This window comes from Acinetobacter sp. AB03 (genome assembly GCF_058107045.1).
In genome coordinates this window covers 1,461,995-1,471,424 of the sequence record NZ_JBUEBA010000002.1, presented here as the reverse complement: position 1 = coordinate 1,471,424, position 9,430 = coordinate 1,461,995, and the positions used below count along the sequence as shown (strand labels likewise).

At 40.5% G+C, this 9,430-nt stretch carries 10 protein-coding genes; 5 read left to right on the top strand and 5 right to left on the bottom strand.

Annotated features, from left to right (window positions below; genetic code table 11):
* Positions 1-67: 67 nt before the first annotated feature.
* The 3 genes from ACY3FQ_RS07485 to ACY3FQ_RS07475 form a co-directional block, all read right to left on the bottom strand.
* Positions 68-625 carry a TetR/AcrR family transcriptional regulator gene (locus tag ACY3FQ_RS07485; protein WP_279740857.1) on the bottom strand — a complete coding sequence of 186 codons (558 nt, stop codon included), beginning with the start codon at positions 623-625 and terminating at the stop codon, positions 68-70.
* Between the two features lie 5 nt (positions 626-630).
* Complete coding sequence (locus ACY3FQ_RS07480) at positions 631-975, bottom strand: DMT family transporter (RefSeq protein ID WP_005401176.1); 345 nt, start codon at positions 973-975, stop codon at positions 631-633.
* 82 nt (positions 976-1,057) lie between these two features.
* A complete protein-coding gene (locus tag ACY3FQ_RS07475) occupies positions 1,058-2,071 on the bottom strand; it encodes an alpha/beta hydrolase (RefSeq protein ID WP_114837628.1) in 1,014 nt (337 codons plus the stop codon).
* 302 nt (positions 2,072-2,373) lie between these two features.
* Between ACY3FQ_RS07475 and ACY3FQ_RS07470 the strand changes: the two genes are divergently transcribed.
* On the top strand, positions 2,374-2,817 hold the full coding sequence (locus tag ACY3FQ_RS07470) for a universal stress protein (protein WP_489773780.1): 444 nt from the start codon (positions 2,374-2,376) through the stop codon (positions 2,815-2,817).
* Between the two features lie 85 nt (positions 2,818-2,902).
* Positions 2,903-3,346 (top strand): universal stress protein, encoded by a 444-nt coding sequence (locus ACY3FQ_RS07465; RefSeq protein ID WP_004696899.1) that lies wholly within the window; start codon positions 2,903-2,905, stop codon positions 3,344-3,346.
* A 67-nt stretch (positions 3,347-3,413) separates the two neighbouring features.
* On the opposite strand, the gene ACY3FQ_RS07460 is transcribed toward ACY3FQ_RS07465, so the two are convergent.
* Together ACY3FQ_RS07460 and pepN are read right to left on the bottom strand one after the other, a co-directional pair.
* Positions 3,414-3,629, bottom strand: coding sequence for a hypothetical protein (locus tag ACY3FQ_RS07460; protein WP_489773779.1), 216 nt, complete (start codon positions 3,627-3,629; stop codon positions 3,414-3,416).
* A gap of 255 nt (positions 3,630-3,884) precedes the next feature.
* Positions 3,885-6,494: an aminopeptidase N gene (gene pepN, locus ACY3FQ_RS07455; protein ID WP_489773778.1), complete on the bottom strand. Its 2,610-nt coding sequence runs from the start codon at positions 6,492-6,494 to the stop codon at positions 3,885-3,887.
* Positions 6,495-6,917: 423 nt separating this feature from the next.
* Between pepN and ACY3FQ_RS07450 the strand changes: the two genes are divergently transcribed.
* The 3 genes from ACY3FQ_RS07450 (at position 6,918) to thiM (ending at position 9,409) form a co-directional block, all read left to right on the top strand.
* On the top strand, positions 6,918-7,175 hold the full coding sequence (locus tag ACY3FQ_RS07450) for a hypothetical protein (RefSeq protein ID WP_004696895.1): 258 nt from the start codon (positions 6,918-6,920) through the stop codon (positions 7,173-7,175).
* Positions 7,176-7,361: 186 nt separating this feature from the next.
* Positions 7,362-8,522 carry a hypothetical protein gene (locus tag ACY3FQ_RS07445; protein ID WP_259233856.1) on the top strand — a complete coding sequence of 387 codons (1,161 nt, stop codon included), beginning with the start codon at positions 7,362-7,364 and terminating at the stop codon, positions 8,520-8,522.
* A gap of 11 nt (positions 8,523-8,533) precedes the next feature.
* On the top strand, positions 8,534-9,409 hold the full coding sequence (thiM, locus tag ACY3FQ_RS07440; protein ID WP_489773777.1) for a hydroxyethylthiazole kinase: 876 nt from the start codon (positions 8,534-8,536) through the stop codon (positions 9,407-9,409).
* The last annotated feature ends 21 nt before the right edge of the window (positions 9,410-9,430 follow it).

Here is a 9,430-nt window from a genome sequence, read left to right as displayed (position 1 = left end):
AGCCCTCATATAAAAAAGCACCCTCGATAGGTGCTTTTTTATTTTCAAATATTGCTAACTTGAAAAATTAATGCTGATAACTTCGTTGAATCAATTCTTGCTTAAGCTGCATCGTCTCAGACAAATTTTCCACCTCAGTAAATGCTGTGAGCCAAATGCCATCCGCAGCATAGCGTAGAATTTTAAGCTCCAAATCATTGTCTGTATCCTCATGTCGCGCTAAACGTTTTTCTAGCCACTCAATCCAATACTCATTAAAGGTACGATCCGTCAGCATAATCATCGAAATAGCTGACCAAGAATGCTCCAAGCCTAGAACCTGCTTTTCCAAAGTAATCTCGATATAGGCTCGGGTAAAGCAACCATAACGATCACGATCTTGGCTAATCAACTCATCAACAACACGATCCAATTGTTCAAGCTGTTCCACAACCATCGCTTCAAGTAGCTTTTGTTTGTTTGGAAAATGATGAAAAACGCCGCCCTTACTCACACCAACCAAATCAGCCACTGCTTGTATGGAGACCCCAGTCACGCCTTTTTCAGCAGCCAAACAGATCGCATGTTGTAGGATACTTTGGCGAACCTGTTCTGGTGCCTTTTTACGTGGACTTGCTTGTTGCATCGAACTTAATGCCCTGTTGAATTTGAAAATAAGTTAATCACGACCACACCAGAAACAATCAGTGCAATACCGATCATTGCTGCGAAATCTAGACTCTGTCGGAAAACAAAGTAACCAATCAGAGCGGTTAAAACAATACCAACACCGGCCCAAATCGCATAAGCGATACCCAATGGAATCACTTTAATCACTTGAGACAATAAATAAAATGCCAACGAAAATAAAACCACCACCGCAAGTGAAGGCAATAGCTTGGTAAAACCTTCCGACTTTACCAAAAAAGTCGAACCAATCACTTCAGAAATAATTGCCATCGCCAGCAAAGCATAAGCCATTAATATAGGATTCATCAGAAACTCAATAATAAACATACCAATAGGTCGGTATGTTAATAAAGTAGCAAAAATTAAACAAGGCTTTCTGCATACTTTTTTATTTTGTTTCAGTCGGCTTTGAGGTCTGTTTTATAAAATCAATGGTTCGATCAAAGGTGATCTGACTCGCTTGTTTACTCATCATGAACTGATATTCATGCACCAAAAACTCCTTAGAGTCTGGATAAAAAGCCTCCGTGACTGCAATCTGATGCTGCTTCAACACCGCAACAAAAGGTAATGACTGGCTCTTGGTTAAAAAGTCTTTATTTCCCCCACTGATAAAGACAGGTGGATACTGTGATGTAATATGTTCACTGGTTGAAATCGACTTTAAAAATGCTGCATCCTCTTTACGCTCCCCTGTATAAGCTTGTACCAAGTTATAAACGCCCCATTCAATGAGCCTGAGTTCCTCAGGAGCGGTGTTTACAAAGCGATATAAGTCATAAATACCGCAATGCAAAATTAGCCCTTTAAGCTGTTTCGGCTGAATGCTCGGCTTAAAATTGGATGCTTGAGCAAATGCGGGATTCGTCAAAAGCGCAGCATAATGACTGGCAATATTGGCTCCAGCAGAGTCTCCTGCTAAATACAGTTGGTTCGGGTTAATATGATACTGAGCAGCATTCAATTGTAAGAAATTCAGTGCATGATCGACTTGCTGTAACTGAGTGGGATAAATAGCCTCAGGCGCAAACTGGTACTGTACAGAGACCACGTTAAAGCCTTGATTAGCCAAAAGTTTGAAATAACCTCGCGCATGCTCTTTTGAGCCCGAAACCCATCCGCCGCCATGAATCCAAACCACCGTGGGCACTGTGTTTAATTGTTCAATATTTTGGGGTTGATAGATATCAACATTCAGCTCAGGACTAGCTTGATATGGAATATTATTGCGTACGATGACATCGGGAGGCGCAAAGCGATCTAGCATTTTCATTTGAATATTGGTCGCTGTATTGAACGTTCCCTCAATCAGTTTGGTATTCTTTTCTACACTTTGACACGCGCTCAGTAGCACAATCATGAAAGCAGTACTAAGTACTTTTATTATTGATTGAAAAATCATACTGTTCGGCTCCACCCTTTTTTCAAATGATTCTAATACAATCTCTATCGCATCGCATAATTAAACAGGTCTCATTTCAGCCTCATTTAAACACTAGAAGCATCTTTTAAAGAATATTGCTTTAAATCTGAAACTTGAGTTTTTTACTCAAGATTTTGGACACGTAAATTGGCTTTTTTTTGAATTATTTTCTTTAAATTTCATGAATTTTCAATTTTTAGCCCGATCAAAATTGAACATTTAATGGCAGTGTGTTATCAATAAATCAAGAACTAAATCTTATACAAAAAGGAGTCCCTCTGATGGCTTACCAACATATTTTAGTCCCTGTTGACGGTTCACAAATTTCTTTTTCTGCGGTTAAGCAAGCGGCTAAAATTGCCAAAGTTTTTGGCAGTCAACTCACATTGATTAGCTTAGTTGCTGAAGACCCTCTCAAAGATGCTGATTTTTACTATACTTCTCCAATCATGAAAGACTATTTCATACAAGCCTACAACAATGCTGAGAAAGCCCTTCAGGATGCTGTTCAAATTGCACAAGAACAAGGTGTAACAGCACAGTCTAAAATTATCAAAGGTGAAGTCTCTGAAGATGCTGTGGTCGAAGCAGCCGCTTCACTAAAAAATGACTTGATTGTAATGGGTTCACATGGCCGTAAAGGCTTTCAAAAATTCCTATTAGGCAGCTTTGCTCAAGATGTTCTCAAGTCTACTGAGCTCCCAGTTCTCATTGTTAAAGCTTAATCAACTATAACGTGTCTTTATATGAATTGATTTCGCATGTACTGCAAAATAATCCGCATAAAGATGCACCATCAAGGAGAAGATAATGAGCTACAAACACATTTTGGTTGCCGTCGATGAATCCCCGATGTCTTATGCTGCTGTTGAACAAGCACTTGAATTAGCCAAAGATTTAAATAGTCGTGTAACGCTCATGAGTGTGATTGCGGTCGATCCATTTGTCGGTGTCGACTTCTATAAAGTTGCACCAGCCATCACCGACTATTTCCTACATGCTGAAAAAGTCGCGCAAGACCGTTTAGCCGAAGTAAAGCTCTCATTTGACCGCGATGAAATTGAGGTGGATACCAAAGTGATTCGCGGCATCTCTCCTTCTGAAGGTATTATTCATGTGGCCGATGAAGTCGGTGCAGACCTGATTTTGATGGGCTCACATGGCCGTACAGGCTTTAAAAAGATGATGTTAGGTAGTGTGGCGCAGAATGTTCTCACACAGTCTCCGATACCTGTACTGATCGTAAAAGTTTAAGCATTTGTTTAAAACAAAAAAGACTGCCGAAGCAGTCTTTTTTATTTTGCAGAACTCGTTCACTTCATTAGCTTTTACTAATCTGCTGATGCAAATTTTGCAAATAATGCTCTGCTGCCGACTGTTGCATAAAAGTTTTTTGAAATAAACCCGAAGCCTGATGGTTATGCGGGCTATACTCAACATTGACTTGAAATGTTCCCAGTTCAGCATTTTTCGCAATACGAATAGCAATAATATGAACGGTATTTAAATAAAACCCATCTTCAATTTTAACTAACATATCTGTTTACACTCTACATGTTTGTCTGCCCAATAGCCTGTATACATAAGCCGAAAAAAATACAGAATATTGAGCTAATCATCTGTTATACCATAACATTATACCCATAAAATGCGATTCATTTCACACTATTCACATGAATGTTCATTATTTATAAATTTATAAAAATACCAATGTGCACTCTTCATGCTGTCATTCTTCAGTTTACATAAAAAAAGCCAGTCAATAGACTGGCTTTTTTTATGCGCAGCTGAGTTAAATACTTAACATACTGCTTAAAGTTTCACTGACATTTTTAGATTTCACTTGTGGTTTTAAAGCCTCAAGCTTCGCTTTCACTTCGCTACGCTGTGGCTCTGCCAATGTGTACCAACGTGACAAAACTTGAAGTAAACGAGAACCAACTATTGGGTTTTTCTCATCTAAATATTTTGCCAGCCCAATGAAATGATCCACACCAAAACTCCATGTATTCACTGGGTTTGCATTTAAACCACCACTCACTGAACGAATACGGTTCGGTACGCCCAAATCATAATCGGCATGTGAAGTGAGATATTGAATGGTTTCCGTCGTAGCACAAGGATGTGCCGCTTGAAGTGTGAACCACTGATCTAGTGACAAAGCCTCATCTTTAAAACGTAGGTAAAAATCACGTAAAGCCGCTTCTGCTTGCGGTGCATCATTCCAAACCAATACACGTAGTGCACCTAAACGTTCAGACATATTGCCTGTGGCTTCATATTGCTGATACGCCAGCTCAAAAGCGGTTTCATCACCTTGGCGTGCTATCATACTAAGCATGATATTTTTCAGCGCACGGACACCCATGGCTTGTGAGAACTCTTTTTGCAAATCTGGGTCTAAAGCTAAATAAGTGTCTTTACAGAACTCTCCTAACTCTCGTGCCAGTTTTTCAACTAGAGCATTACGCTGTTCTTGAATCTTGGCTGGTTCATAGTCAGTGTCGATGCGACTACCCAAATAACCTTCGCTTGGTACATCAAATAAACGTGATGCCAAGAGTGGATCTTGTTCAACAAGATCTGGTAGCGTGTTTTTAATGGCTTGAATATAAATATGCGCATCATGACCATTGAGTAAAATACGCTCAAGCAGTGTTTGCGTTGCTTGCCATTGGTTAAAACCATTGGTTTCGTATTGAATCAGGAACGCCAACTCTTCATCGGTATAGTTAAATTCTAAGTTGACGGGCGCAGAAAAATTACGCAGTAATGACACGACAGGTTTCGTGCTTAAACCACTAAACACAATGCTGGCTTGGTCTTGATCGAAAAGATACACACCGTCTTTGACTGCATTTTCAAATAAACTGTCTGAGTTTAAAACCAATTGCTCACCTGTTGCAGCATCGAACAGTGCTAAAGCGACAGGAATTGGAACAGCTTGTAGGTTCGGATACTTAGGATGTGCTTTTAAACTTTGCTTAAAGTTTAAGGTATAAGTTTGTGCAGCAACATCATAATGACCTTCCGCTTCTAACTTTGGTGTACCCGGTTGGTTATACCATGTTAAGAAATTGGATAAATCTACGCCTGAACCTGCGGTTAAAGCGGCTACCCAGTCTTCAACTGTCACAGCTTGACCATCATGGCGTTCAAAGTATTCATCGGTTCCTTTACGGAATTTTTCTTTGCCTAATAAGGTTGCCATCATGCGGTTAATTTCCGCACCTTTTTCATAGACCGTTGCAGTATAAAAGTTATTGATTTCCACAAAGTGGTCTGGACGCGGCGGATGAGACAATGGGCCTGAATCTTCTGGGAACTGATGTGCTTTGAGTACCGCAACGTCATCAATACGTTGAACCGCAGCCGACTGCAAATCTTCTGAGAAAGATTGATCACGGAAAACCGTTAAGCCTTCTTTTAAACACAATTGGAACCAATCACGGCAAGTAATGCGGTTACCTGTCCAGTTATGGAAGTATTCATGGGCAATGACCGACTGTACACGCATGATCGCGGCATCTGTCGTATATTCTTCATCTGCCAAAACACATGATGTGTTAAAAATGTTAAGACCTTTATTTTCCATCGCACCCATGTTGAAAGCACTGGTAGCCACAATCATATAGTTGTCTAAATCATAGGGACGACCATAGTGTTCCTCATCCCAACGCATTGAATGCTTTAAGGCTTCCATTGCAATATGACATTTCGGAATATCTTTTTCTTCGGCATATATTTCCAAAGCCACATCACGGCCTTCAGAGGTCACATAACGGTCTTTTAAAACAGCCAAATCACCAATCACACAAGCAAACAAATACGCTGGTTTTTTGGTTGGATCTTGCCAAATGGTATAGTGACGACCTTCGCCTGCCTCGCCCGCTTCAATCAAGTTACCATTGGCAAGGAGCACTGGATATTTTTTGTCAGCTTCTACACGTGTGGTAAAGACTGAAAGGACATCAGGACGGTCCGGGTAAAAGGTAATTTTACGGAATCCTTCAGGCTCATTTTGGGTAACAAACAAATCTGATGCGGCTTGGTATAAACCTTCAAGTTGTGTATTTGACTCAGGATGAATGATCACCGATGTCTCAAGCTTGATCTGATTTGGTGCATTACGAATCACCAACTGCTCAGTATCAAGCACATATTGCTCTTGGCTGAGTTGCTGACCATTCAGCACCAAACTTTTCAGCTCTAAATCACGCCCAAGTAAAACCAAATCACCCTCAGTTTGGCGCGTCAGCTCCAGTACAGCATCAACTTGGCTATGCTCATCATAGACTTGAATATCGAGGTGAATGCTGTCTACTAAAAAAGATGGTTTTTGATAGTCTTTTAAATAGACGGTTTGATCTGCTTCAATAATTGGATTTGCCGCAATATTCATGTCATGTCCTAATGCTATTGGTCTACAGCTTTATATTGTGTATGTTTTGATCATACGACAAGTTTGCCATGCTGTCTGTGTATGTTGAATGATATTTATATGGGCACGTTGAATAGGCTTTTCAATTCTATTGTTCCTATCACGCTCATATGACTGCACCAAGTGAATAAGAAACAGTCAACGCCCTTATCGTGCCGTGCTTGTTTAGCAATATTTGCACCAGCCTACTCACTCACACCGTGCCATTAGCTCTCTGCCATTCTAACGCTGAGAAACTTAAAGACATCGATAAGATATAAAGCCAGCTCTTTTCAAATATCTAACTTAATTTTCAAATCGGCTACATTTTGTGCACAGTTTTTGCTTGTATCTAAATATGCATAGCGCATGATAAAACTTAAGCAAAACAAATAGAGGTGTGAGATGTACTTAAAAGACCATATCGTCCGCGTCGAAAATATAAAAATGCTGCAAGCAATGCATGCTGCAAAAATTGATCATAAAGTCATTGCCCTGTTCATGAGCTGTGAAGGGATGCCATTACAAGCACATGATGTCAGCAGCATTCTAAATCACTACGACACACTAGGGAGTAAAAAGTTGCCAAGCAAAAAAGTTCAAGCCATGATTGAAGCTAAAAAATTAGGTATGGAAGATGACTCTTTACCTTGCCCCGTTTAAATTCTACTAGTCCAAAAAATACGGTGCATGCCGTATTTTTTTTGCCCTATATTCGCCACTGCGTTGCTTCACCCGTAGAGCGTTTACAAAGCACCTCTGCTTGTTCAATTACACTGCAATTTACAACGCCTTTCTGAAATTTTAGCGTGTATAATTTGAGAAAATCCTGAGTTTCAAATTCATCTTATGTCGCTTCAAATTTTGCACAAACAACTTGATGAGAGCACGCCTTGTCCACTTTGTCAGGCGGCCATGTTTTGGGTGGATGCTGAACAATACGACAAAGAAATTAACTTTCATGAATGTAGCCACTGCCAACATCGTGTTTTTAGCAATTCAAATCTAAATTGCCACTGCGACAGTTGCTTAGCCCAGCGCAAAAAAATATTGAAAGAAACTCGTCAGCAAGAACAGCGTAAAACCAAAAATCAAAAAGACATTTATGAGTTTGAACTGGGCCAGCTCAGTTTTATGCATAAATTATTTTTATTGGCCCTGTTAGATGACTACGCACAAGAGCATACGCAACATCAAGAGTTTATTGATTGGGAACAGATCAAATATTTTAGCATCACCCCCAATTATCTGTTTCAAAACAGTCTCGTCAAACAACTGGTAAAAGAACAAATCCTCGTTGCCAAAGATTTTGCCAGTGAAGCCCATCAGTATTATATTAATGTGCGTTTGGACGGCTACTCTGAACCCAGCCTATTTAGTGTTACGCAGCAGTTACGCTATTGGTTTTATGAAAACCTTAGCCTTGGTGTGCCTTTTAAGACCGCGGATGAAGTCAAAAATGCCTTGTACCAATTGCTCTATCAGGAAATTATCCAATTTATGCAGTTTTACTGTCGTACTTGGGGCATTCAAATTGCAGGAAATAACAGTTTCCAAGTGTTTTGTTATCGTTTACTCGATGTACTCGCGGTCGGACAAATTTATTATTTAATCCAAACTGCATTGGAGTATTTATATGAACGTAAAGCCTTACAACCCAGAAATGAAAACTTTATTAACACCAACTTACTGAAAAAAACTCTACAACAATACCGTGAACGCAGTGTGGCTGAAAAATGGGAAACATCAACTCTGCCTCGACCACATAACCTACCATTCAGCAAAATGAGCGAAGTCTTATTTTTCCGCTTTTTAGGCTATGACGAAGCTATTTTCTTCCAGCCCGTCTCTCGTTCATGGCAAAAAATTGAGCCGCGTTTGAGCTTCTACTCACAAAAACGCTGTATGTACTGCGGTTCAAATGAGCTCACCGTAGACTATGATGCTGACCAATATGTGACTTTATTTTGTCGCAAATGTAAGCATCAAGACCACTATTTCACCAAATAAGGGCACCCACTATGACCCAGCTTTTAGACCTGTCCTTGCTTAACACAAAACAATCGATTCAAGACCAAACCGATGTCTTGGTGGCATATGTTGCTGAAGCTTGGACTGCCCTGCAAACGCAACAACCTTTGGTGCAATGTATCACCAACAGTGTGGCTGCCAATTATGCAGCGAACGTTTTATTGGCTTCGGGCGCCTCACCTGCCATGATTGATAATCCCTTTGAGGCGGAAAGTTTCACTCGTATTAGTGCGGCGCTCAGTATTAACCTAGGTACGCCAACCTCTGAACAGATGCAAGCCATGCAAATCTCGGCACAAACCGCACAGCAGCAAAACATACCTTGGGTATTAGACCCTGTAGGATATGGGCCATTTTTAAAATGGCGCTCTGAAATGGTAGATCAGCTTTTAGCTTTTCAACCCACCGTTATTCGTGGCAATGCATCGGAAATCAGCACACTTGCAGGGAATCAGATCGAAACCAAAGGCGTTGACAGTACTGCAAGCAGTGCCGATGTCTACCATCAAGCAAAAACACTTTTAGCACAGGCTGAAGTCATTGCCATTTCTGGCGAGTCTGACTATATTCTCTCAAAACAACTTGATGCTGTAATCCAAGTCAATGGTGGTTCGCATTTACAACCTAAAGTTACTGCTACGGGTTGTGCCCTTGGTGCATTAATTGCAGCCTATAGCGCAGTCACCAATCCTGTCATTGCTGCACTGTCTGCCCATGTCCACTTTGCCATTGCGGGGCAACTTGCTTATACCCAAAGCCAAAGCACAGGAAGTTTTAATGTAGCGTTTATGGATCACATTCATCAAATGAAAGCTGAAACCATTTATGAATATGCGGATATACAGCTTATCCGTAACTCAGCCTAAATAAAGTATGGCGAGAGTTTC

Excerpts from the sequence above, each read along its gene's own strand:
- ACY3FQ_RS07485 (WP_279740857.1), bottom strand. The coding sequence starts at position 625 with ATGCAACAAGCAAGTCCACGTAAAAAGGCACCAGAACAGGTTCGCCAA.
- ACY3FQ_RS07480 (WP_005401176.1), bottom strand. The coding sequence starts at position 975 with ATGAATCCTATATTAATGGCTTATGCTTTGCTGGCGATGGCAATTATT.
- ACY3FQ_RS07475 (WP_114837628.1), bottom strand. The coding sequence starts at position 2,071 with ATGATTTTTCAATCAATAATAAAAGTACTTAGTACTGCTTTCATGATT.
- ACY3FQ_RS07470 (WP_489773780.1), top strand. The coding sequence starts at position 2,374 with ATGGCTTACCAACATATTTTAGTCCCTGTTGACGGTTCACAAATTTCT.
- ACY3FQ_RS07465 (WP_004696899.1), top strand. The coding sequence starts at position 2,903 with ATGAGCTACAAACACATTTTGGTTGCCGTCGATGAATCCCCGATGTCT.
- ACY3FQ_RS07460 (WP_489773779.1), bottom strand. The coding sequence starts at position 3,629 with ATGTTAGTTAAAATTGAAGATGGGTTTTATTTAAATACCGTTCATATT.
- pepN (WP_489773778.1), bottom strand. The coding sequence starts at position 6,494 with ATGAATATTGCGGCAAATCCAATTATTGAAGCAGATCAAACCGTCTAT.
- ACY3FQ_RS07450 (WP_004696895.1), top strand. The coding sequence starts at position 6,918 with ATGTACTTAAAAGACCATATCGTCCGCGTCGAAAATATAAAAATGCTG.
- ACY3FQ_RS07445 (WP_259233856.1), top strand. The coding sequence starts at position 7,362 with ATGTCGCTTCAAATTTTGCACAAACAACTTGATGAGAGCACGCCTTGT.
- thiM (WP_489773777.1), top strand. The coding sequence starts at position 8,534 with ATGACCCAGCTTTTAGACCTGTCCTTGCTTAACACAAAACAATCGATT.